This is a genomic window from Bacillus sp. GM2 (genome assembly GCF_056155945.1).
The window spans coordinates 2,588,454-2,612,119 of the sequence record NZ_JBRKSZ010000007.1 but is presented as its reverse complement, the minus strand read 5'-3'; the positions used below and the strand labels follow the sequence as shown (position 1 = coordinate 2,612,119).

Here is a 23,666-nt window from a genome sequence, read left to right as displayed (position 1 = left end):
TATTTAATCTTGTTAACTATTTATTTTGTTGTGCAGAGGTAAAAACAAATTTACCGCTTCCGATCTTTCTTGCTCAGTTTTGAACAACTTTTTCAGTACACGTCCCGCAAGTTGCTGGGCAGGAAATAGGAAAACACAAAACCGCGGAAGCCGATCAAACCGGCTTCATCCAAAATATAAGGATATGAAAGGAGAAATAAACATGAGCAAAGGACGTTTAATTGCGACGAACATTATCGGACTCATCATCGTGCTTGCCATCTTAGCAGGAGGTGCGTATTTCTATTATGACAGCATCAGCTATGTGAAAACCGACGAAGCACACGTGGCAGGCGAGATGGCCGACATTACGGCGCCTGCATCAGGGAAGCTCGCAGATTGGGATTTGAAAGAAGGATCAAAAGTTTCAAAGGACGAAAAAGCAGCGAAAATCAAAGGGGAACAAACGGTTGACGTGAAGTCGATCATGGACGGAACGATTGTCAAAAACGAGGCGAAAGAAGGCCAGATCGTACAAGCCGGTCAAACGCTTGCGAAAACAATCGACATGGATCATCTGTACATTACAGCTAACATTGAAGAAAACGACCTGAAAGACATCGAAAAAGGGGACAAAGTCGATATCGTCGTTGACGGTGATTCAGGCACTACATTTGAAGGAAATGTCGAAGAAATCGGCTATGCGACAAACTCAACATTTGACTTGCTTTCTCAAAGCAATTCAAGCGGAAACTACACGAAAGTGACGCAGAAAGTACCTGTGAAAATTTCAATCAAAAACCCGTCTGACAAAGTGCTGCCGGGAATGAACGCATCCGTGAAAATTTCAAAATAACCGGGGGAAATAAAAACGAGCGAAAGGAGGATGTCATAAGTGGCTTCTCAGAAAAAAGGAAATATGTCACTGCTCATCATTTTAATGGGCGGCTTGTTTCTGGCCATTTTAAACCAAACGCTGCTGAATGTGGCGATGCCTCATCTCATGACAGAGTTCAATGTGAGCGCCACAACGATTCAATGGCTGACAACCGGATATATGCTTGTCAACGGCGTTTTGATTCCTTTATCAGCCTTCCTGATTATGCGGTTCGGCGGACGGAGCCTGTTTTTAACGGCGATGCTACTGTTTACGGCCGGAACGCTGATATGCGGAATTGCGCCTAACTTCTCGACGATGTTAACCGGACGCCTCATTCAGGCAGTCGGCGGAGGCATACTACAGCCTTTGGTCATGACGACGATTCTCTTTATCTTTCCTCCGGAAAGCCGCGGGAAAGGAATGGGAATCTTCGGGCTTGCGATGATGTTTGCTCCTGCTGTCGGTCCGACGCTATCCGGCTGGGTCATTGAAAACTACAGCTGGCGGATCATGTTTTACGGCCTTGTGCCGGTTGGTGTGATCGTCATCATTTTCGGTTTTTTCCTATTTAAAAATATGACGGAACCTAAAAAAATCAAATTGGACACAGCAGGCGCGATTCTTTCAATTGTCGGATTTGCGGCGTTGCTGTATGGTGTGAGCGAAGCCGGCTCAGACGGCTGGGATGATCCGCTCGTACTTTCCACAGTTGTGATCGGTGTGATCGGCATTGCCGCTTTTATCATCCAGCAGTTGAAATCGAAAGAGCCGATGCTTGACTTCAGAGTGTTCAAATACGATATGTTTTCACTGTCAAGCGTGATCAACGCCATCATTACAGTTGCTTTGTATGCAGGAATGTTCCTGATTCCGATTTATTTGCAAAACCTGGTCGGCTTTACAGCGCTTCAGTCGGGGCTTCTGATGCTGCCGGGCGCACTCGTCATGCTTGTGATGTCGCCGATCTCAGGAATTTTATTTGATAAAGTCGGCCCAAGACCGCTGGCGATTGTCGGATTATTGATCACTGTTGTGACGACCTACGAATTTACGACGCTTACGATCGATACACCGTATATGCACATCGTGTTAATCTATGCGATTCGGGCGTTTGGGATGTCCATGCTGATGATGCCGATCATGACTGCCGGCATGAACCAGCTTCCGCAGCATTTAAACAGCCACGGAACGGCGATGTCGAATACGCTTCGCCAAATCAGCGGTTCGATCGGAACGAGCTTGATCACGACGATTTATACAAATCGCACGACATTCCACTATGCATCAATGGCCGATCAGACAAATACGGCTGATCCGTCATTTATGAGCACATTGCAGTCAACCATTCAGTCAACGGCGCAATCGATGCATATATCTCTTGAACAAGCACAACAATATGTCGTGAAATATTTGACCGGACAGGCCCAGCTCAACTCGAATGTCATGGGCATCAATGACGCATTTATGTGGGCGGCCGGGTTCTGTGTCATCGGTCTCGTTCTCAGCCTGTTTTTGAGGGATGTCAGAAAAGACAAGCTGCGCAGGAAGAACAAGGCGGAGGAGCTGACATTGCTTCCGGCTCCTAAAGAAGCGAAAGAATCTTAAAATGAGGAGGTTCTGACATGAAAATTTATGTTGTGTACGACAGTGAAGGCGAGCATACGAAAAAGCTGGCTGAAGCCATTGCAGAAGGCGCAGGGGAACATGAGGCTGCAGACGTGCTGATCGATCATGTCAGCCAGGCGGATATCAGAAAGCTCGAAGAAATGGACGCTATCATCTGGGGCTGCCCTGGCCATTTCGGTACAATCAGCTCCGGCTTAAAAACTTGGATCGACAGGCTGGGCTACCTTTGGGCGGAAGGCAAGCTGATCAATAAGGTCGGCGCAGTCTTCTGCACAACAGCGACGACTCACGGCGGTCTTGAGGCGACAATGCTCAACTTAATAACACCGATGCTTCATCAAGGCATGATGGTCGTCGGCTTGCCTGGAAATGTACCTGAAAATGCTTTATACGGGTCTTATTACGGTGCAGGCATCACGTGTCCTGTCGACAGTGACGAACTGATCGGCGAAGAAGGCCTGGAGCTGGGCCGGGCTTTAGGCAGACGCGTCGCCCAAGTGACAGACCGCTTTACAGCAGGACAGTAAGGAGCGATTTGACATGACCATTATATTGACCATCATCGCTGCTGTCCTCGTCATTATCGGTCTGGTGGTATTTAATGTGCGGTCGGCGTCTTCGCAGCATAAACCCGAACATGAGGATAACGCGGCAGCTGAAGCTGACATTCCTCATGTTCAGGAAGAAGAAGCGCCTCAGCAAGTTGAAGCCGCTCAGCAAGATCCGTTCGAAATGAATGATCAAACCTATCGGGCGATTCTGCAAAAACTTCAACATCCAAAAGAGGAAAAAAACCATTCCGAGAAAACGGAAATGGACGATATGGATTACCGAAAAGCATTAAAATCCATGAAAAAGCGGGAACAGGATTAAAGGCAAATTCGCTGGGAAACAGCGGATTTGCTCTTTTTTTTGCATTTTTTTGTAATATTTGATTGCGATTTTCACTGTATCAGTGTACTATTGATATAGTACACTGATACAGTGACTAGAGGAGGATATGTTTTGCAGTCTTTCAGCGGTTTATTTAAAAAAGATTTTCTCATGGCAAGGTTTTGGTTTTTGGTTTGGATGCTGTGCATGATTTGTGCGATTATTGCAAGCTTTTGGTTTGCTCATTATACAGGCGAATCAATGGCTCTTTTTGGGGCGCTAGTGACCATTTTATTATTTCATAGCCTGTTTTGTCCTTTAATGATCCTTGCTCAGCTCCGTCTGGAAGGGAAGACGCAGCTTTGGTTATATAACCCGAACAACAGTGCGTTATTGCTGCTGTCAAAGCTTGCTTCAGCTGCCGTATACCAATTGATTTCCCACGCTGTTTTATTCATTTTCGGGCTGATTGTCAGAAGCGTTCTGCTCTCCAGCAGCGCCGGCCTGTTTTCCGTGTCAGATTTGCTTCTCGTCAATATCGCTGTCTTTTTAGGCTCCGTAATTTTTTCCACATGGGTGATGTTTCTGTGGACGATATATGAAGCGCTCAGAAAATATCCGGCTATCAAAAAAATCCGCTGGATCATTCCCTTGCTGATCTACAGTGCTTACGGATTAATCGAGGCGCTGTTCATCGAGAGCGGCTTATTCCAGGAATTGCAGAAATTGTGGAGCATTTCTTTAACAGCTGAATTCAAATTCCATTACGAACATTCAGGATGGACTGTTACATTTTCTCAAGTTGATTTGCCGGGTATTCTCCTGGTGTATTACACAGTCTTAGGCGTCTGTCTCTTCTATCTCTCCTGCAAATTACTGAACAGAAGAGTTGAGGTGTAAAAGATGGCAAATGAATTTTCTGCTTCAAAGCCGATCTATAGGCAAATAGCCGAACAGCTCTTTAAAAAAATGATCCGCGGAGAGATCAAGCCGGGAGAAAAATTACCTTCGGTCCGTGAGCTGGCTGTTCAGACGCAAGTAAATCCGAATACGATTCAAAGAACCTACAATGAAATGGAAAGGATGGGCGTGGTGGAGACCAGAAGGGGACAGGGCACCTTTGTTGTTGAACATACGGAAGTCATCGATGATTTAAAGCGGGAGATGAGATCGGAAGTTATCGGGCAATTTGTCCAGAGCATGGAAGAGCTTGGCTTGTCTAAACAAGACATGTTGTCAGAACTTGACCGTTTTCTTCAGAAAGGAGATCCAAATGAAGATTGAGCTGAAAAATGTCACGAAGAAGTATGGCAAAGAGTATGCGCTCAAAGAGGCCGATCTGTCTCTTTCTCCCGGGAAAATTTACGGGTTGACAGGACCGAACGGCAGCGGCAAATCTACGATCTTGAAGCTGATCACAGGGCTCTCGTTTCCGGATTCGGGCTCGGTGCTGATCGGAGGACGGCCGGCAGCCAGAAAGGAGACGAAGAACATCGCCTATTTAACAGAGCTTGATATGTTCTACGATCCATTTCGGGTCAAGGATATGATTCACTTTTATGAAACCCAGTTTTTCGATTTCCGTATAAATAAAGCGTGGGACCTGTTAAAGGACATGAAAATCGACGGGGATAAAAAAATCGGCAAGCTTTCCAAAGGCAACCGGGGCAGGCTGAAGCTCGCGCTCACATTGGCGCGCGATGCAGCGGTCGTGCTGCTTGATGAGCCGTTTTCCGGTCTTGATCCGATGGTGAGAGAATCGATCGTCAAAAGCCTTCTTACATATTTGGAGCTTGATAAGCAGACAATCGTCATCGCCACCCATGAGATTCATGAAATTGAACAAATTTTGGATGAGGTCGTCGTCGTCTTAAATGGCCGAATTGAAGAAAAAAAAGATGTCGAACAGCTGCGCGAGGAATCAGGAATGTCGCTTTTGGAATGGCTGAAACGGTTTATTGAAGAAAAAAATTGAAAAGGCTGGAGGAGAAACAGTGGAAACACTTTTGGAATTAAAAAATGTATCAAAAACGATCAGGGGGAAAAAGATCATCGACGGCTTGAGCTTTGACGTGCGGGCAGGCGAAATATTCGGCTTCCTGGGTCCGAACGGCGCCGGAAAAACGACGACGATCCGGATGATTGTCGGGCATATGAACATCACCGCCGGTGAAATCGCCGTGTGCGGCGTCAGCGTAAAAGAAAATTTTGAAAAGGCTGCACGGCATATCGGAGCGATCGTTGAAAATCCGGAACTGTATAAATTTTTAACGGGCTATCAAAACCTTCAGCAATACGCGCGCATGACGAAAGGCGTGACGAAACAGAAAATTGACGAAATCGTCGAGCTTGTCGGATTGAAAAACAGGATCAACGATAAGGTCAAAACGTATTCTTTAGGAATGAGACAAAGGCTTGGCCTAGCCCAAAGCCTTTTGCACGATCCGAAGCTCTTGATTCTCGATGAGCCGACGAACGGGCTTGATCCGGCCGGTATCCGGGAAATACGCGATCATTTAAGAAAGCTGACGAGAGAAAGAGGTATGGCGGTCATCGTTTCAAGCCACCTGCTTTCAGAAATGGAGCTGATGTGCGACAGGATCGCCATTATCCAGAACGGAAAGCTCCGGGATATTCAACATGTGCACGGACCCGCTCGGGATGAAAAGAAGCGCTATTATATTCAGGCGGATGACAATCAGGCTCTGATGCGGGAAGCGGCTGCCTTCAAAAAGATGAAGGTTGACGAAGCGGAAGGCGGGATAGAGCTCAGCCTTCAAAAGGATGAAGTGCCTGATTTGATCAAACACTTGTCAGACAGCGGTGTCCGCCTATATGAAGTGAAGGCTGTGAACAAATCGCTGGAAGACCGGTTCCTGGAAATCACCGCAGATAAGGAGGAAGCTCAGCATGTTTAATCTCATCGTAAATGAATGGATCAAAATTTTTAATCGAAAAGGCACATACGTCATGATCGCGATTTTGCTGTTATCTGCCATCGGGCTGGGCGTTCTCACAAAGACGATCGGGGAGACAGACCAAAACCCGGGCTGGAAAAAAGAATTGATGCAGGAAAATAAAGATATGAAAGAACTACTTAAAGGGGTCAATAATCCGGCACTTGAAAAAAGTTATGAACGGTCGATCGCCATTAATGAGTATCGAATCAAGCACGATTTGCCGGAAGACGGGGATTATACGGCCCTGTCGTTCATCAGCGATGCGAGCGGGATCATCTCCCTCGCCGGTCTGTTTGTGATCACAGTGGCTGCGGGAATCGTTGCGAATGAATTCAGCTGGGGAACGGTGAAGCTGCTTGTCATCAGGCCGATCAGCCGCTTTAAAATTTTGCTGGCAAAATATTTGACAGTTCTGCTTTTTGCATTGGCTTTGCTCTTCATTCTGTTTGCAAGCGCAGGAATAACAGGCCTAGCTTTATTCGGGGCAGGCGACGGCAGCCAGGTTCACTTGGTGTATGCCGGTGGAACAGTTGAAGAAAAAAGCCTGCTGTTGCACTTGGCCGGCAGCTATTTGCTGAATTCAATTTCGCTTTTGATGATGGCGACAATGGCCTTTATGATTTCAGCTGTTTTCAGAAACAGCTCGCTCGCCGTAGGTATTTCGATTTTCCTATTGGCTATGGGCGGAACGGTGACAAACCTGCTCGCGACGAAATTTGATTGGGTGAAATATATCTTATTTGCCAACACTGATCTCACTCAATACTTTGACGGATCTCCGCTTGTTTCAGATATGACGCTGGGATTCTCGATTGCGGTGCTCGCTGTCTATTTTATCGTTTTTCATGTGCTCGCTTTTGGTGCATTCACAAAAAGAGACATCGCTTCATAAGCGGTATTCACGAAAAAGCCTCACGCCGGTTTCCGGGCGTGAGGCTTTTTTAAATAAAATATAAAAAGACTGCTGACATTCGGTCAGCAGTCCTGTATGAAGATCAGCGGTTCACAGCTTACGCTTTTGTTACGTTAGCAGCTTGTGGTCCGCGGTTTCCTTCAACGATTTCGAAAGATACAGATTGGCCTTCTTCCAAAGTTTTGAAGCCTTCGCCTTGAATAGCAGAGAAATGAACGAATACATCGTCTTGTCCTTCAACTTCGATGAATCCGAAACCTTTTTCAGAGTTAAACCATTTTACTTTACCTTCTAGCATGAAATTTCCTCCTAAAGCGATAACGCTTAAATTCACTATTCTTGCTCTAAAACAAACTTCCAAGACGAAAACTCTTACAAAACTTTCTTCTTAAAGATAGTTCGAACAAAAATAATTACCTTTACTTTACCAGTGTTTAAGCGAAATTACAACTGCTAAACACAATTTTTTTAAAAAAAGTGAAATTTAATGATCAGGGTGAAAAATAAAGCATTGAAAAGAGAGTTTTTGAAATTTTCACGAATCTGATTGACAACATTTCAAAGAAGCTGTAAAGTTAGGTAAAACTTCATGCAACAACACTTCTTATTCAGAGAGGCGGAGGGAATTGGCCCTATGAAGCCTCGGCAGCGGGTTCTGCAAACAGCAGAATACTGTGCCACATCCAACAAGCCGTATGGGCTTGGAAGATAAGAAGAGAGCGGACCCACTCCATTTACTTCGTGTCGTCTAAGGCTTCTTCTTATTTTTTAAGAGGAAGCCTTTTTTGTTAGCCAAAAAGAGGAGGAAGATCATCATGATTACATTTGAAGGCGTTGAAAAGGTCTATGAAAGCGGCGGACAGAAGGTTCATGCGCTCAATGGAATCGACCTTCATGTGGATAAAGGGGAAATATACGGCGTCATCGGATTCAGCGGTGCAGGGAAAAGCACGCTGATCCGCTGTGTGAACTTCCTTGAAAAACCGACGGCCGGAAAGGTTTTCGTCGGCGGAAGAGACTTAATGTCCTTGTCGAAAGCTGAGATTCGCACTGTGAAAAGGAAGATCGGCATGGTGTTTCAGCATTTTAACCTGTTAAATTCAAAAACGATTTTCGCTAATGTCGCAGAGCCGCTCGCACTTGTCAAAACGCCGAAAGCCGAAATCAAGCAAAAAGTGACGGAGCTGCTCCGTTTTGTCGGACTTGAGGATAAAGCCCGCGATTATCCGGATCAGCTTTCGGGCGGCCAAAAGCAGCGCGTCGGGATTGCCCGGGCGCTGGCGACAAATCCGGAGGTTCTGCTCTGCGATGAAGCGACATCCGCGCTTGATCCGCAGACGACCGGCGATATTTTGAAGCTGCTGAAGCGCGTCAACGAACAATATAACATCACGATACTGTTAATCACCCATGAAATGAATGTGGCAAAAGAAATCTGCGACAAAGTCGCGGTCATTGAAAAAGGAAGGATCATTGAATCAGGCAGTGTGTTTGACGTATTTTCCGCGCCGGAAACCGAAACGGCGAAAAGCTTTGTCAAATCAGCCATCGACCACGAGATACCTGAATCGATTCAAAAATTAAATGTGAAGCACCTCTACCAGCTTCAATTTGTCGGCGAATCTTCCGGGAAGCCATTTCTTTCGCAAGTGGCAAAGCGGTTTGACGTAGAAGTCAACATTCTGCACGGAACGATTACAGAGCTTCAGGGAATTCCGTTTGGCAGCATGACGGTTGAACTGCAGGGGGAAGACGGTGAAATCGGGCGGGCGCTCGAATATATACGCAGAGAAAACATTCGCATCAGGGAGGTATAAGCATGCTTGTTACATATGACCAAATCATTGACGCACTGGTTCAGACGATTCAAATGACGGTTTTTTCTCTTTTATTTTCAAGCGTGATCGGCATTCCGCTCGGCATTTTGCTGGTTGTCACAAGAAAGGGGCATCTGCTTGAAAATCCGGCAGTTTTTACGGTTGTCAATATGATCATTAACATTTTCCGGTCCGTTCCGTTTATCATTTTGATGGTTGCTTTAATTCCGGTGACAAGGCTGATTGTGGGGACGTCCATCGGCACATCGGCAGCGATTGTTCCCCTGACTTTTTATGCCGGGCCTTACATCGCAAGGCTCGTCGAGAACTCTCTGCTTGAAGTCGACCCGGGAGTTATTGAAGCCGCTGAAGCAATGGGAGCGACTCCGCGGCAGATCATCTTCAGGTTTCTGATTCCGGAAGCGCTCGGCTCACTTGTGCTGAGTTTTACGGTGGCAACGGTCGGATTGGTCGGAGCGTCGGCGATGGCTGGTGCGATAGGCGCCGGCGGTCTGGGGGATTTGGCGATCACATACGGCTATCAAAGATTTGACACGATGACGATGATCATCACGGTTGCAATTCTCGTCATCGTTGTGCAGGGATTGCAGACATCCGGAAACGTTCTGTCAAAAAAATTGAGAAGAAGATAAACAAAGAGGGAGACGGCTATGATGAAAAAATTTGCATTTGTTGTGATCTTATTGCTGCTTGCGGGAGTGATCGCGGGGTGTGCGGCAGACTCTGATGCGAAAACGATTAATATCGGCATCAGCGGAACGGATACAAGAATCTGGGACTTTGTGAAGAAAAAAGCCGAGAAAGAAGGCTTAAAGCTTGAAATCGTCAAATACTCCGATTATGTTCAGCCGAACCAGGCTTTGGCGGGCGGTGACATAGACGCCAACGCTTTTCAGACGATATCTTACTTTAATGCATTCAAAAAGGAACGCAATCTTAAACTATCGCCGATCGGCACAACGATCATCGCTCCGATGGGCATTTATTCCGAGAAGTATGATTCGCCTGACGATATACCAAACGGCGCGGAAATCGCTGTTCCGAGCGAAGCGACGAACATGGGCAGAGCCTTGCTTCTGCTGGAGTCCGCCGGCCTTCTTCAATTAAAGGACGGATTTGACGGAAACGGAACGCTTGATGCGATTAAAGAAAATCCGAAAAAACTCAAAATCACAACGGTGGCCGCAGAGCAAACACCGCGCGTACTTCCCGATGTCGCTGCATCTGTTATCAACAACGGCATAGCGGTTGACGCCGGCTTCCACCCTGTCAAAGATTCGATTAAACTGGAAGACGAAACAGCGACACCGTACATCAACATTATTGCGGCCAGAACAGAAGACCGGGACCGCGAAGATTTGAAAAAGATCGTCGAGCTGTACCAAGCAGACGATACCGCTGAATTGATCAAAAAAGAGTTTGACGGTGCACAGCTGCCGACTTTTGTTCCACTGAAAGACATCGGCGAATAAAATATCAGTCGCGCAATTGATTCCCGGGTCATATATTGAAATGCGTCGATAATTCCTACTTGACCAATCAGGTTTGTTGTACTATAGTTTTTAAATGTAAAAAATTCTGGGGGTGCTTTTGTTATCATGACATTATTTGTTGTTATTAATATTATCGTCATGCTCGGCCTGATGGCGCTCCTTTATATGATGCAAAAAAAGCATGTTTCTTTTTCTAAGCGGGTATTTACCGCTCTGGGAATCGGCATTGTTTTTGGATTCGCTTTGCATTTTATATATGGTTCGTCTTCAGAAACGATTACGCAGACATCTGATTGGTTTAATATTGCAGGCGGCGGCTATGTGAAGCTTTTGCAGATGATCGTTATGCCGCTTGTATTCATCTCGATTTTGGGCGCTTTTACAAAGCTTAAACTGACGCACAATATCGGAAAAATCAGCGGACTGATCATCGGGCTCTTGATCGCGACGACAGCTGTCGCTGCTGCGGTGGGAATCGCGTCCGCGCTTGCTTTCGACCTGCAGGCTGTCCATGTGGATCAAGGCCAGGCGGAGTCAATGAGAGGGGCGGAACTCGAACAGAAATCGCAGGACATGGAAGCCAAAACGCTTCCGCAGCAAATTGTCGAGCTTCTTCCGGGGAATCCGTTTTTAGATTTTACGGGAGCAAGACCGACATCAACGATCGCCGTTGTTATTTTTGCGGCTTTCCTTGGGATCGCTTATCTCGGGGTCAATCGAAAACAGCCTGAACAAGCTGAGCTTTTCAAAAAGATGGTTGATGCCGTGTATGCGATCATTATGCGTGTAGTGACATTGATTCTAAGGCTGACGCCTTACGGTGTATTGGCGATCATGACAAAAACGATTGCAACGAGCGACCTCGACAGCATTGCCAAGCTCGGCAAATTTGTCATCGCTTCATATGCGGCGCTGATCGTCATGTTCATCATTCACCTGCTGCTCATTACATTCAGCGGTTTAAATCCTGTCACATACTTGAAAAAGGCGTTTCCGGTCCTTGTATTCGCGTTCACATCAAGATCAAGCGCAGGCGCTTTGCCGCTGAACATTAAAACGCAGCGAAGCCTTGGTGTTCCTGAAGGCATTGCTAACTTTGCCGGATCCTTCGGACTGTCCATCGGACAAAACGGATGTGCCGGAATTTACCCTGCAATGCTCGCGATCATGATTGCGCCGACTGTCGGACAAAATCCGCTTGAGCCGTCATTTTTGTTCACGGTTATCGCTGTTGTTGCGATCAGCTCTTTTGGAGTGGCAGGCGTCGGCGGAGGTGCGACATTTGCAGCGCTTCTCGTCCTTTCGGCGTTAAATATGCCCGTAGCGCTTGCCGGACTGCTGATTTCGGTTGAGCCGCTCATCGACATGGGGCGTACGGCTCTTAATGTCAGCGGCAGCATGACGTCAGGACTTGTCACGAGCAAAGTAACAAATGAACTTGAAAAAAACACGTACGAAGACCGTACAAATATCATTGAAGCAGAAGTGTAAAAGAAGAACGGCCCGCACAGCTTGATCGCTCGTGCGGGCCGTTTTTTATGAATAGCTTTGATCGTTATCGAACATCGTCTGGTTTGCAGTCTGATCGTTCATGACATTAACCGGGGCAGTCATATGGCTTGATTGATGCTGGTCGTTTGCCGTATAGCCTGACTGGCCATGTTCATTTGATTGTCCTCCGGGATTGAAAGCTTGTTTGATCATGTCAGCCGGATTCATCATCGTCTGGTTGCGGCCGTTACCTTGCTGCCGCGCTCCCATGCCCTTCGCGAACATGCCTGTCAATCTTTTGCGGATTTCGGGAGAAAAAGCCGCGGTTAATGTAGCTGATCCTAAAACCAATACAGCGGGATGGATGCCTGATCTTCTTCTAAACAAAGGGTCTACCTCCTTTTTACGTATACCATCCCCAGTCCTGATCGGTTTTATTCTTCAAGCTGTGCCGCGAGAGATAAGCGGTGCTTTTCAAAAAATTTAAATTCTTTTTTCGAAAAACCGTGCCCTTCATTTTCCAAAACAAGATACTCAATATTCCGCCCCATGCCTTTCAACCGATCGACGATCTGATCGGACTCTTCCTTTACGACGCGCGGATCGTTTGCGCCTTGGATAATCAGCATCGGCTGAGTCATATTCTCCAGATATGTAACAGGAGAATCGGCTTTCATTTTTTCATAATCCCGCTCCGGATTGCCGACCCATTTTTCCATCATCGGCTGCCAGAAATCCGGTACGGATTTGACAAACGAAAACAGATTGCTGACTCCGCATATATCGACGACGGCGCGGAAATACTCTGGATGCCTTCCGTGAAGCAATAACGACATATATCCTCCGTAGCTGCCCCCCATTAAAAAAAGTTTTTCGCGGTCCGCAAGCTTTTGATCGATAAGCCAGTCGATGCCTGCGGTCATATCGAGGCGCGGTCCGTCTCCCCAATCTTGTTCGACCATTTTAAAGAAGGAATAGCCGTAATTCGCTGATCCCCTGAAATTAGGGGCGAATAACTGGTAGCCCATTTTCGCAGCGAGTTGAAAGAGATCATAGAACATAAAGGTTTCTGCATCTTGCGGTCCGCCGTGCGGCCAAATAATCGTCCAGCCGTTCGCTTCTTCCGGGGCCGGCTTAAACAGCAGCCCTTCTATTGCGAGACCGTCAAAAGAAGGATATGTCACAACCTCCGGATATGACAGCTCCTGTTCGGAGAAACCCGGAACCGAATGTTTCGTTAATTGCCGCCATTTTGCCTGTCCTTTCATTAATACATAGAGATTAGCCGGCCTGGTCGGCGTTGAGCCGAGAATGTACAGCGTGCCCGAAGAGGCGCAGTGTATTTTCGAAATGGATGTACAAGGGCAGTTCACTTGACGGCTTTCTCCTGTTGCTGTGTTGTACTCATACATTACCTCTTTGACGCCTTTTTTTCCAATCAGATAAAGGAAAGTTCCACTCGGATCAGCGTGGATGGCTGTTAAATCAGTTTTGTCAATCGAAAGCACCGGCGCAAAAATACCGGATGAAACGGTGTACAAGGCAAGGTATGAGAACTCGGCTTCGTAGTTTGTCGTGACGAATAACCGATCATCAGATGCAAAGTGGGAAGAATAAACCATATGAGGCAGCGTCTCATCGGGGACGATTCCTGTCGTCACACCTTCAGCGGTATGGATCATGCAGACATTGTGGCTGTTGACATAGTAGACATGGATGCTGACGGCTTTCTCGCCCGGGCTTACATCAGCCAGTATTGAAGTTCCGTCTTTTCCTTCAAAAATAAGCTCTTCTTTTTCAGTGAGACAATCGTATCTGTATGTATTTAAAAATGTCGGATTGTCCTTTGTAGAGGAGTAGTAAACGGCATTTTGGACAGGGATGGGCTCGAAGTGGCGGTCTGTTTGGTTTCCGTTTAATGAATGGAACGACCCGTTTTTTGAAGAAAGCTTGTACAGTCCGCTTTGTTCGTTTCCGTCATGGTCAAAACCGGCATAGAGAATAGAGCCGTCGGGATTGTAGGCGATTCCTTTTGCATCCTGATTCAAGAAGGACAGCTGGTACGGGTATGCATCGGGAAGATCCATCGCCCACAGGTTTGATGTTCCGTTGAGATTTGTATCAAAAACAAGCTGTGTCTCATCGGGATGGACCGCAAAGTCTTTAATTCGCAGCACATGCAAAATGCTTTTTGCTTTTTCCATTTCATATACACCTCCGGATTTATTTGGGTATTTTTACATTCAACAAGATCATAACAAAAGTCGCGTATAAAAAATATCCTTTAGACAAATAAATAACACGAAAAAGAAAAAAACTATACGTAAATCATTATAGGAGGTAATTTTAATGTTCAATATGAAAAAAAGCGCGATTGCTGCTTTGCTCCTTCCGCTGCTGTTCACAGCCGGATGCGGCATGGCAAACCAGGGAGCGGATAACAACCGGCGCAACCAGGACAATGCGCTTCAAAATGTAACAAACAGAGATAACGACCGCACGAATGTCAATGACGGCAGAAACGTCAACGACGGCAGAAACGTCAACGACCAAATGAATGTGACAGACAACCGCGATGCCAACCGGGATAATAATAATATGGAAGTGGCGGATAAAGCCGCAGACAAAGTGACGGAACTGAAAGAAGTCAGAAGTGCAAACGTCATTACGACAAACCGCAACGCTTATGTAGCGGTCGTTTTGAAAGGCAATCCGAAGGGCAACGTGACGAATGAGCTGAAAGGGAAAATCTCGAAAAAGGTTAAAGAAGCAGACAATAACATCAACAATGTGTTCGTTTCGGCAAACCCGGACTTTGTTGACCGGATGAGAAACTATGGCGGCAGAATCCAAAATGGTGAACCGATCGAAGGGATTTTTGAAGAATTTGGTGAAACGATCAACAGAATTTTCCCGAATCAAAGATAATGAAAAGCCGCAATGAGCGGCTTTTTTTGTTGGCTGCTTTTCATACAGGCCACTTCCTGACCCTTTCCGCATAGTGTGTAGTACAGAGAAGCACATCGCGGATGGAGGGAAGACATGTGACAGGAGAGATGAAAGCAGCCTTTATTTTAATTATGGCGGGCACTCTATCCGCTTTGTTATTGGCCGTTTTTGTCGTGTTCAGCCAAGAGAGCCCAGAGGCATCTGTTCTTTCGGGGAAAATAGAAAAACTGAAAGAATCGCTGGAAATGGTTAAATATGAAAGTGTCAGCATTTATTACGCTGAAGAAGATAGGACGATTCTGGAGCTGACAAAGGAGACGCTTCGGGATGCCGCTGACATGAATCGGGAACTGTTTGCCAGCCCTCTTCAAGACAGCGTTGATTTGATCTTTTTTTCAAACCGCGATGATATGGAGTCATTTTCAAAATTAAAGGATATCACCGGATTTTACTCAAATGATATGCAGATGATCGGACTTTTGCCCGAGGAGAGAAAGCATCTGAATAGCGGCGAGGGATTCGCCGTCTTCCTGTACAAACGCGTGCTGATACATGAGTATACACACTATGCTTTTCACGTCAAGCTGAGAGAACTGAAAGCCGACCCGGCAGCTTACCCGCTCTGGTTTCACGAAGGAGTGGCGGAATGGGCTTCTGCTCATGACGCTATTGAGATCCGGACTTTGCCGTCAGCCGTTCCTTTGAGTAAGCTGAAGACCGACAGGCAATGGCAAAAAGCCCGCACTGGATATGAAACCGATATTTATTTGCAAAGTTATTATTTGATCGAAGAGCTCGCGGAGAAAAAAGGAAGGGGTGTCATCCTCGACATCATCGAGGAAACGGCTGAGCGGGGAAGTTTTGAAGACGGATTTAAGGCCGCCGTCGGTCAGTCGTTATCCGCCTTTGAAAAAGAATTCAAGCGGAAATATGAAGCGAAAAAAACGGCACGGAAGTTTCGTTCTTCCGTGCCGTTTTCATCATCAATGAATGGGTCTCTGCTGCCCGTTTGGTGGCATTTGCGGCTGACCTTGCACCGGAGCGAATGCTGAAGTCATCTTCTGCATGTCTTGCGGTGCAAGCTGAGGAACTTGATAGTATCCGTGCTTGTTCTGATAAAGGAAAATTTCATAAGCCATTTCGATATAGTGAGGAATCTGGTCTGCCAGAACCCTTCTGCAAACAGGGTTTGTCACCTCGGGAGCCGCCATGGCCAATGCTGAACAATTGGTTTTCATCAAGCCGAGCATAAAGCTGCTGATACAGGCGTCATCAATCGCCTGCACGGATTGCTTCGGCTGTTTCGGCTGAGCGTCTTTTAACCCGTAGACAAATTGACGATCCTCTTTCATCATATATGTTGCCGTTTCCTGGCTCGGCTTTTGCCCTGTTCTGAAGCATTCTGTTGTGATGTTGTACTGAGACGAAATAAACCGGTGCTGCCTGTCCAAAATATCGAGCAGCTCCGGATCTTTGACATGCTCTCTGAACATCATATATTGCTCAAGAACGCCGATCATACCGGACAACACTTCATGCATGTCAAACACTTCGTGGCCCCCGTGATTCATATGCTGCATTCCTTCATTGCCTTGATTGATTTGCATTTGCGGCTGGTTTTGCTGTTCCACTCTAACGTATCCTCCTTAAATGTAATTCAACTATTATATTTCGTTTTTGCCGTCATATTTATTCAAAAAAGGAATAATCGATAAACTGGATTTAAAGGGATTTTATTCTAACCGTCGAATAGTTTAGTTCAGAGAAAATATTATGGGGGTCTTGTGTTCAAGACAATATATCATCTCATTGGTCGAAAGTGGAAGTGAGGTCATTTTGGCGTCAAACTGAAAAAAACTGAGGATCAGGAGAGGAAATTAAGCCGGTTTAGAGATCCCTCGTACCTTTGTAAACGGAGCACATATCTGCCGGGCGGTGATGAGAAATGTTCATGCATGCTTCCGGCAGTTAAGGAATTCGGTGAGTGGACGGATGTCTGATATCCGAAAAAACAAATGAGCCGAAACAGGTCGGATTCAAATAAAAGCTGCCGGAAGAAAGAATAAAAGACGATGTCGGTCTTGTGTTCACGCACTTTGTTTAAATATGGACTGAAAAACAATCGATTTGCAATGCCCGGGTGGATATCGGCATGAAGAACTTTGTCATTTTAAGAAGGTGCCTGCAAACTTTTTATTGCCCCTGCGCGATCTGTAAAGGATTCTCCCTCCGTAAATGATTTCAGCTGCCAATCATCATGAAAATGCAAAAAAGGTGTTTTCCTTTTTGATTTTGCACTTAGAAAAGGAGGAGTTTTGTAATGCTGGGCTCAAGTGAGACGGTTGGAAAAATGTCAGGTTTATTTGGTAATGATTCTGTGTATCCGAAGGTGCAAACAGAAGTATATAAAAAAATCAGTGAACTGAGTGGTTTTTATAGGCTGGATGATATTTATCTTTCCTTGATCGACCAGTATATGTTTCCTTGTCTGATCCTGAATGACCGGGGAGAAATTGTCGCGTCCTCAGAAAGTGCCGATCAATATTTGAAAAGTTCAAAAGGCAACATTCATCAAGCTTTTCCCGCGAGCTTATCCGTGCAGGTCAATGCCGCTTTACAGCGGGCAAAGAAAGAGAAAAAAGTGTCGTTTAAAAACGTTCCGATTTATTTAAGCGGAGAACTATCCTTTGTTCATTTAACATTAAAAAGTTTCTTCCGCCTGTATCACAAGCTTTATGTGCTGTTTATCGAAAAAGCAAAAGAAGAGGCAGCCCGCGTTCCGGTATCCGGCGGAGAAGACGGCCAGCTTCATCTTCAGCATCTGTACCGGACGGTAAAAGAGCTCGAAGCGTCCAATGACGCTTTGGTGTCTGCCAACCAAAAGCTTCAGGAGGAGAACAAAAAATTAACGGCGCTAAACAGGGCGTTTGAAAAGAAAGTGAATGAGCTGAACACCCTTAAAAATGATCTGAACAATCTGCTGACCAGCACGAACATCGCCGCCGTTTTTTTGGATCAGGAATTGAAATTGAAATTATTTACGCCGGAAGCCGCCAACATGTTCGACCTGAAAAAGGAGGACCTTTCAAGGCCTGCCGATAAGCTGACAGAGAGGTTCAACTATAAGGAGTATGCCGATGACATAAAGCGCACGCTTTATGAAAACAAAACGGTCGTAAAAGAGTTCGAAATGCCAAACGGCGGCTGGTATACCGTGAAAATGATCCCTTATTATGCTTCGGGGAAAAAGGTTGAAGGCATTGTTGTCACGTTCACGAATGTCACTGAATTGAAAATGACGAACGAGGCGCTGCATATCAGCTCACAGGCTATTGATCAAAGTCCGGCCAACATATTGCTCACTTCGGTCGACGGTTCAGTCACTTATGCAAACAAACGCTTTTGCCGGATGCTCGAAAAACATCCGGATGACCTCATCGGCGGCGATGTATTTAACATTTACCGCAAGCATTTTCACTGTGATGATCTCAATCGCTTCTGGAAGCATGTCCTTGATAAGAAACCATGGTCAGGGGAGCTTAATTACCAGGATAGGGAGCAGCAGGACAGGTGGGAGCAAATCTCCCTTATTCCTATGGAGGACAGCGCGGGGAACGTGCATCAGGTTATGCTGATATCCGAGGACATTACAAACCAAAAGCGATCTGAAAAAATGCTCATGAAATCGGAAATGCTGTCAGCGGTCGGGCAGCTTGCTGCCGGGATCGCTCATGAAATACGGAATCCCCTCACATCTCTGAAAGGGTTCCTCCAGCTGATGATCCAGTCTAAAAAATATCAAAAAGATTATGCGGAAGTGATGATGTCCGAATTCATCAGACTTGAAGCGATTATCAACGAATTTCTCGTATTGGCCAAAACAAAATCGACTACATTTGATCCGGTTCAGGTCAACTCGATTGTTGAAGATGTCTGCATGGTATTGGAGTCGCAGGCCGTGATGAACAATGTGCGGATCGAGAAACAGCTGAGCGGAGATCTCCCTGAGATTCTCGCTGTTTCAAATGAACTGAAACAGGTTTTCCTCAACATATTAAAAAATGCGATCGAGGCGATGGAGGATGCTGAAGGCTTTATTACAATACGTTCCTTCTATGAAAAAGACAGCGTATTCATCACCTTTGTAGATCAGGGAAAGGGCATCTCAAAAGATGTGCTTGATAAGCTTGGGGAGCCATTTTATACAACGAAGGAAAAAGGAACCGGGCTCGGATTAATGGTTACATTTAAAATTATTGAAAATCACGGCGGAAGCATTCATTTTGAAAGCGAGGAAGGAAAAGGAACGACCGTAAAATTGAAGCTTCCGATTAAAGAATGAGAATGCGGTCATCCCTGTTCTCATTCTTTTTTGAAAATTTTACAAAAAAATCATATGTTCTTTATCATCATCAGATAAACTTGACAGGAAGCAAAAAACGGGAGGCGAATATATGGTCAATGTTCTAAAGTGTCGTTTTTTAGCTGGTTTAACGATCACGCTTATGATGATTGCGTCTTTTTTGACGCCGTTTGCGGACATATCGCGCGCTTCAGAAACGATTACCGTAGAAGAAGCGATTAAGCACAACGAAGGGCATGCAGCCGTTGAAGGGTATGTCGTCGGACACACTGTCTCGAGCGGCCATTATCGTTTCAGCGGAAATTTCGCCAACGATTATAACATCGCAATCGCTGATGAAAAAGAGGAAACATCACCTGAGAACATACTCCCCGTGCAGATACCCGCATCTTTCAGAGACCAGTTCGGTTTAAAGACAAACCCTCATCTCATCGGAAAAAAACTCATCATCGAAGGCGAACGCTCTACATATTTTAATTCCCCCGGTTTGAAATCCGTTCAATCCATCACATTTTCCGGAGGCGATGCACCGCCTGCCAAGCCTGAGATCAAAACGATAGCTGAAGCGCGCAAGCTTTTAAATGAAACGGTCAAAATCACAGGAATCGTCACTGCGGATCAGGCGGCTGTCGGAGGAGGAAAGCTGTCCACATTTATTCAGGACGAAACGGCGGGCATCAATATCTATTCCGCTGCACAAGACGATTTTCCGGAGCTGAAAGAGGGAATGTCCGTTTCGGTCACGGGGAAGATTACGACATACAAAGGATTGACAGAAATCGTTCCCGTACCGTCAGGCATTGAAGTAACCGGAGAAGGAGCGGTACTGCCCGACCCTGTTCCGCTGACCATTAAAGATGTGCTCGATCAGGGAACGGCAGCTGAATACGAAGGCCGGCTTGTGAAGATGAAAGGCTTTATTGAAACAAAGCCGGATGCGCCGGCAGGCGGCGGCTATAATATCACGATGATCGATGAAAACTATCATCCGCTCACACTAAGGGTGATGGAACAAACGAATGCCGCCGATTCGATAGAACAAGGACAATGGTACGAAATTACCGGCATATTAAGCCGTTATGATACGGTGCAGCTTCTGCCGAGAAAACAGGAAGATCTTCGAAAATTAGACGGCATCGCGCATCCTCCCCCCGCTGCTGAAGGGGAATACGAAAGCGTTGTGGAACGAGTTGTTGACGGGGATACGATTCACTTAAAAGAGCCGGTTCTCGGATCTGCAAAAGTCCGCTATGTCAACATAGATACAGCCGAAACTTATCATACGCCGAAAAATGAATTAGATGAAAACCAGCTGAAGCACGGCAACAAGGCGAAGGAATATTTGCAGTCTATATTGGCTCCGGGAGACAAAGTCACTGTGAAGGTGGGCAAGGAAGCAAAAGACAGCTACGGCCGCCTGCTTGCCCAAGTCATCACTAAAGACGGCGTCAATACGAATTTACAGCTTGTCCAAAAGGGGATGGCCGTCACCTATTTCATTTGGCCGGTTGGAAGTGATGAAGACTATCAATTGTTTCAAAGCGCCGTCAAAAAGGCGAAAGATGAGAAAATCGGTATTTGGAATCCCGCTGATCCGCTCCTCGAAATGCCGTTTGAATTTCGTGCCAGGGAGCAGGGCAAAGGACTGACGCGGCATGTCGGTGACTCTGCAGAAAAAATGTATGTCGCGCCTGAAAAGTGGCGAGAGATTCCGGTGGAAAGACGAATTTTCTTTGCGTCGGCTGAAGAAGCGGAAGCTGCAGGCTATTCGAAAAAAGAGCAAAGCGGCAATATTCCGCTGCGCCTGTTAAGCATGAATGATCTGCACGGAAAGATCGATCAACAATATGAGCTCGATCTAAACGGCGATGGCCGGACGGATGGAACATTCGGCAGGATGGATTATGCAGCAGCATTGATCAAAGAGAAAAAAGCCGAGCGGGAAAATACGCTGATCGTCCACGCAGGTGATATGATCGGCGGAAGCTCGCCGGTTTCTTCCCTGCTTCAGGACGAACCGACAGTTGAAGTCATGGAGGAAATCGGATTTGATGTGGGAACCGTCGGGAACCACGAGTTTGATGAAGGAACCGAAGAGCTGCTGCGCATGTTGAACGGCGGCGAACACCCTGAAGGGAAAGGGACAAAAGGCTATGACGGACAGGATTTCCCGCTTGTCTGCGCCAATTGCAAGTTGAAAACAAACGGGGAAAGCTTTCTTCCTCCATATGAAATCATTGAAGTTGAAGGGGTGCCTGTCGCTTTTATCGGTGTTGTGACACAAGCGGCCGCCAATATGGTTATGCCCGAAGGAATTCGCTCAATTGAATTTACAGATGAAACAAAGGCCGTCAACCAGGCTGCAAAAGAACTGAAAGCGAAAGGAGTCCGGGCGATAGCGGTACTCGCCCATATGACAGCTTCCCAGGACGGCGGAGTTGTGACCGGTGAATCAGCCGAACTTGCTAAAAAAGCAGATCCTGAGATCGATGTCATCTTTGCCGGCCACAATCATGAAGTGGTCAACGGCCAAGTCAATGATATTTTAATCGTCCAAGCATACGAATACGGGAAGGCAATCGGTATCGTCGATCTTGAAATCGACCGGGAATCGAAAGACATCGTACAAAAGAAAGCGGAAATCGAATATGTGAATCAGGAAAAGCTCAAGCCTGATCCGGCAGTCGGTCAGATACTGGATAAATATGAGCGGATGGTTGCGCCGATCATCGGCGAGAAAGTTGGTGAAGCAGCACACGATATGGCAGGAGGCTATTCAAACGACGGAGACACCCCTCTCGGGAATCTGATTGCTGACGGGATGCGGAGCGCGATGAATTCAGATTTCGCATTAATGAACGGGGGCGGCATCCGTCAAGATTTAAAAAAAGGAACGATTACATGGGGAGACTTGTTCAATATCCAGCCTTTCGGCAATGTACTCGTCCGGCTTGAAATAAAAGGCAGGGATTTATACGATATTATAGACGCGCAAATATCCCCATCATACGGCCCGGATTACTCGATCAGCGGCTTTACCTACACGTGGGACCCGAAAACAAACAAAACCGCGGATATTTTTCTTGAGGACGGAACGCCGATTGATGTAGACCGGACATATACGCTGACCGTAAACAACTTTATGGCATCTGCTTCAGGCAGCAAGTATTTGCCGATTTCCCGGCTTGGAAAAAATCCGGTCACAGGGCCGGAAGATATCGAAGCTACAGTAGAATTTGTCAAAAGCTTTAAAGAACCGATCGCTTATGCTCCCGAAGGACGAATCAAAAAATTAGCAGAAGATGATTCACGTCCGGGAGAAGAACCCGGACGCGGAGCTGATCCTGATGACGAAGAAAAACCGGGAAGCGGAGGCGCTGATCCGAATGACGAAGAAAAACCGGCTGGAGATAAGGGCGATGGAGAAAAGCCCGGCAATGACAGCGGAGAAAAGCCGGTGCATGGCGATACCGGTGATACGTCAAAGAGCGGTGCTGTTCCTGTTGCAGGCGTGACGATCGGTGAAGGGGCGGATGCGCCGGAGGAGAAGATGAACGGTCTGTCAAATGATGCATTTTTGTCAGATTCGCGTGAAGAGCACAAGCTGCCCGATACGGCGGCTTCTTACGGCGGTTTTCTTTTGTACGGCTTCCTGACGTTTATGTTCGGAGCGATTCTTTATATGCGGAAAAGGGGTATTGCAAAACTATGAAAGTCAAGATGTTATCGTTTCTGCTGATGACGGCGGGGCTTGCCATTTTTGCATATGGCGGCTGGAAAATATTCGATATGAACAGACAGACCGATATTTCTTTAACTGAAGCAAAAGAAGCCATTGCATCGAGTCAATCCGTCCGTTCAGCAAAGCACCCCTCAGCGCCCGCATCGTTTAAGCCCGCCAACGGCGAAGCGGCAGGCATCCTCTATATACCCAGACTGGGCGCTGAGCTTCCCATCGTTGAAGGAACAAGTCCCGATGATTTGGAAAAAGGCGTCGGTCATTATAAAGACAGCTATTATCCAAAACAAAACGGGCAAATTGTTCTTTCAGGGCACAGGGATACGGTTTTTCGCAGAACAGGGGAGCTGGAAATCGGTGATAAGCTGAAAATCGAGCTTCCATACGGAAGCTTCGAATATGAAATCACACACACGAAAATTGTTGATCAAGATGATACATCCATCATCACGCTGCAGCACGAAAAAGAAGAATTGCTGTTAACGACATGCTATCCGTTTTCTTATGTCGGAAATGCGCCTGAGCGCTATATTATGTATGCAAAACCGCTTGGGCTGTCCTT

General features: G+C 46.4%; 21 protein-coding genes, 1 pseudogene and 1 riboswitch. Of the genes and pseudogenes, 18 read left to right on the top strand and 4 right to left on the bottom strand.

All coding sequences use genetic code 11. From position 1 onward, the window contains the following. The first annotated feature begins 202 nt into the window (after positions 1 to 202). The 9 genes from ACVC9U_RS14305 to ACVC9U_RS14265 all read left to right on the top strand — a co-directional run bounded on the left by ACVC9U_RS14305 (position 203) and on the right by ACVC9U_RS14265 (position 7,210). Entirely contained in the window at positions 203 to 835 is a 633-nt protein-coding gene (locus tag ACVC9U_RS14305) for an HlyD family secretion protein (protein ID WP_043927260.1), read from the top strand. 63 nt (positions 836 to 898) lie between these two features. After that, positions 899 to 2,464 carry a DHA2 family efflux MFS transporter permease subunit gene (locus ACVC9U_RS14300; protein ID WP_154495929.1) on the top strand — a complete coding sequence of 522 codons (1,566 nt, stop codon included), beginning with the start codon at positions 899 to 901 and terminating at the stop codon, positions 2,462 to 2,464. A gap of 17 nt (positions 2,465 to 2,481) precedes the next feature. Next, a complete protein-coding gene (locus ACVC9U_RS14295; RefSeq protein WP_075755418.1) occupies positions 2,482 to 3,012 on the top strand; it encodes an NAD(P)H-dependent oxidoreductase in 531 nt (176 codons plus the stop codon). Between the two features lie 13 nt (positions 3,013 to 3,025). After that, entirely contained in the window at positions 3,026 to 3,358 is a 333-nt protein-coding gene (locus ACVC9U_RS14290) for a hypothetical protein (RefSeq protein ID WP_075755420.1), read from the top strand. Between the two features lie 132 nt (positions 3,359 to 3,490). Continuing rightward, positions 3,491 to 4,258: a hypothetical protein gene (locus ACVC9U_RS14285; RefSeq protein ID WP_075755422.1), complete on the top strand. Its 768-nt coding sequence runs from the start codon at positions 3,491 to 3,493 to the stop codon at positions 4,256 to 4,258. A gap of 3 nt (positions 4,259 to 4,261) precedes the next feature. Continuing rightward, a complete protein-coding gene (locus tag ACVC9U_RS14280; RefSeq protein WP_075755424.1) occupies positions 4,262 to 4,642 on the top strand; it encodes a GntR family transcriptional regulator in 381 nt (126 codons plus the stop codon). Continuing rightward, complete coding sequence (locus tag ACVC9U_RS14275) at positions 4,632 to 5,333, top strand: ABC transporter ATP-binding protein (protein ID WP_075755426.1); 702 nt, start codon at positions 4,632 to 4,634, stop codon at positions 5,331 to 5,333. The genes ACVC9U_RS14280 and ACVC9U_RS14275 overlap by 11 nt, the downstream gene beginning before the upstream one ends. Before the next feature lie 19 nt (positions 5,334 to 5,352). After that, on the top strand, positions 5,353 to 6,276 hold the full coding sequence (locus tag ACVC9U_RS14270; RefSeq protein WP_441391192.1) for an ABC transporter ATP-binding protein: 924 nt from the start codon (positions 5,353 to 5,355) through the stop codon (positions 6,274 to 6,276). Next, entirely contained in the window at positions 6,269 to 7,210 is a 942-nt protein-coding gene (locus ACVC9U_RS14265) for an ABC transporter permease (RefSeq protein WP_441391191.1), read from the top strand. The genes ACVC9U_RS14270 and ACVC9U_RS14265 overlap by 8 nt, the downstream gene beginning before the upstream one ends. Positions 7,211 to 7,328: 118 nt before the next feature. On the opposite strand, the gene cspB is transcribed toward ACVC9U_RS14265, so the two are convergent. Further along, entirely contained in the window at positions 7,329 to 7,529 is a 201-nt protein-coding gene (gene cspB / locus ACVC9U_RS14260) for a cold shock-like protein CspB (protein WP_003155376.1), read from the bottom strand. Between the two features lie 303 nt (positions 7,530 to 7,832). Further along, positions 7,833 to 7,946: riboswitch (SAM riboswitch) on the top strand. Between the two features lie 100 nt (positions 7,947 to 8,046). On the opposite strand from cspB, the gene ACVC9U_RS14255 reads away from it, so the two are divergent. The 4 genes from ACVC9U_RS14255 to ACVC9U_RS14240 all read left to right on the top strand — a co-directional run bounded on the left by ACVC9U_RS14255 (position 8,047) and on the right by ACVC9U_RS14240 (position 12,053). Then, complete coding sequence (locus ACVC9U_RS14255) at positions 8,047 to 9,048, top strand: methionine ABC transporter ATP-binding protein (RefSeq protein ID WP_043926464.1); 1,002 nt, start codon at positions 8,047 to 8,049, stop codon at positions 9,046 to 9,048. A gap of 2 nt (positions 9,049 to 9,050) precedes the next feature. Then, on the top strand, positions 9,051 to 9,701 hold the full coding sequence (locus ACVC9U_RS14250; RefSeq protein WP_145645902.1) for a methionine ABC transporter permease: 651 nt from the start codon (positions 9,051 to 9,053) through the stop codon (positions 9,699 to 9,701). A 21-nt stretch (positions 9,702 to 9,722) separates the two neighbouring features. Next, the gene (locus ACVC9U_RS14245; protein ID WP_441391190.1) at positions 9,723 to 10,541 is read left to right on the top strand and encodes a MetQ/NlpA family ABC transporter substrate-binding protein; all 819 of its coding nucleotides are present in this window, start codon (positions 9,723 to 9,725) and stop codon (positions 10,539 to 10,541) included. A gap of 123 nt (positions 10,542 to 10,664) precedes the next feature. After that, positions 10,665 to 12,053: an L-cystine transporter gene (locus ACVC9U_RS14240; RefSeq protein ID WP_145645900.1), complete on the top strand. Its 1,389-nt coding sequence runs from the start codon at positions 10,665 to 10,667 to the stop codon at positions 12,051 to 12,053. A gap of 45 nt (positions 12,054 to 12,098) precedes the next feature. On the opposite strand, the gene ACVC9U_RS14235 is transcribed toward ACVC9U_RS14240, so the two are convergent. Together ACVC9U_RS14235 and ACVC9U_RS14230 are read right to left on the bottom strand one after the other, a co-directional pair. Beyond that, a complete protein-coding gene (locus ACVC9U_RS14235; protein WP_441391189.1) occupies positions 12,099 to 12,440 on the bottom strand; it encodes a hypothetical protein in 342 nt (113 codons plus the stop codon). Between the two features lie 47 nt (positions 12,441 to 12,487). After that, positions 12,488 to 14,257, bottom strand: coding sequence for a S9 family peptidase (locus ACVC9U_RS14230; RefSeq protein ID WP_441391188.1), 1,770 nt, complete (start codon positions 14,255 to 14,257; stop codon positions 12,488 to 12,490). Between the two features lie 145 nt (positions 14,258 to 14,402). On the opposite strand from ACVC9U_RS14230, the gene ACVC9U_RS14225 reads away from it, so the two are divergent. Then, a complete protein-coding gene (locus ACVC9U_RS14225; protein ID WP_441391187.1) occupies positions 14,403 to 14,981 on the top strand; it encodes a YhcN/YlaJ family sporulation lipoprotein in 579 nt (192 codons plus the stop codon). A gap of 116 nt (positions 14,982 to 15,097) precedes the next feature. Next, complete coding sequence (locus tag ACVC9U_RS14220) at positions 15,098 to 16,054, top strand: hypothetical protein (RefSeq protein ID WP_237562733.1); 957 nt, start codon at positions 15,098 to 15,100, stop codon at positions 16,052 to 16,054. Here the strand turns inward: ACVC9U_RS14220 and ACVC9U_RS14215 are convergent. Beyond that, a complete protein-coding gene (locus tag ACVC9U_RS14215) occupies positions 15,986 to 16,633 on the bottom strand; it encodes a spore coat protein (RefSeq protein WP_020450692.1) in 648 nt (215 codons plus the stop codon). The two genes, ACVC9U_RS14220 and ACVC9U_RS14215, sit on opposite strands and share 69 nt — an antisense overlap. Positions 16,634 to 17,322: 689 nt before the next feature. On the opposite strand from ACVC9U_RS14215, the gene ACVC9U_RS14210 reads away from it, so the two are divergent. The 3 genes and pseudogenes from ACVC9U_RS14210 to ACVC9U_RS14200 form a co-directional block, all read left to right on the top strand. Then, positions 17,323 to 19,344, top strand: coding sequence for an ATP-binding protein (locus tag ACVC9U_RS14210; protein ID WP_441391186.1), 2,022 nt, complete (start codon positions 17,323 to 17,325; stop codon positions 19,342 to 19,344). 112 nt (positions 19,345 to 19,456) lie between these two features. Next, positions 19,457 to 23,077 (top strand): DUF6359 domain-containing protein, encoded by a 3,621-nt coding sequence (locus ACVC9U_RS14205; protein ID WP_441391185.1) that lies wholly within the window; start codon positions 19,457 to 19,459, stop codon positions 23,075 to 23,077. Then, positions 23,074 to 23,649: pseudogene (locus ACVC9U_RS14200) on the top strand (class D sortase); the annotation flags it as partial. The gene ACVC9U_RS14205 and the pseudogene ACVC9U_RS14200, both read left to right, overlap by 4 nt. Positions 23,650 to 23,666 lie beyond the last annotated feature (17 nt).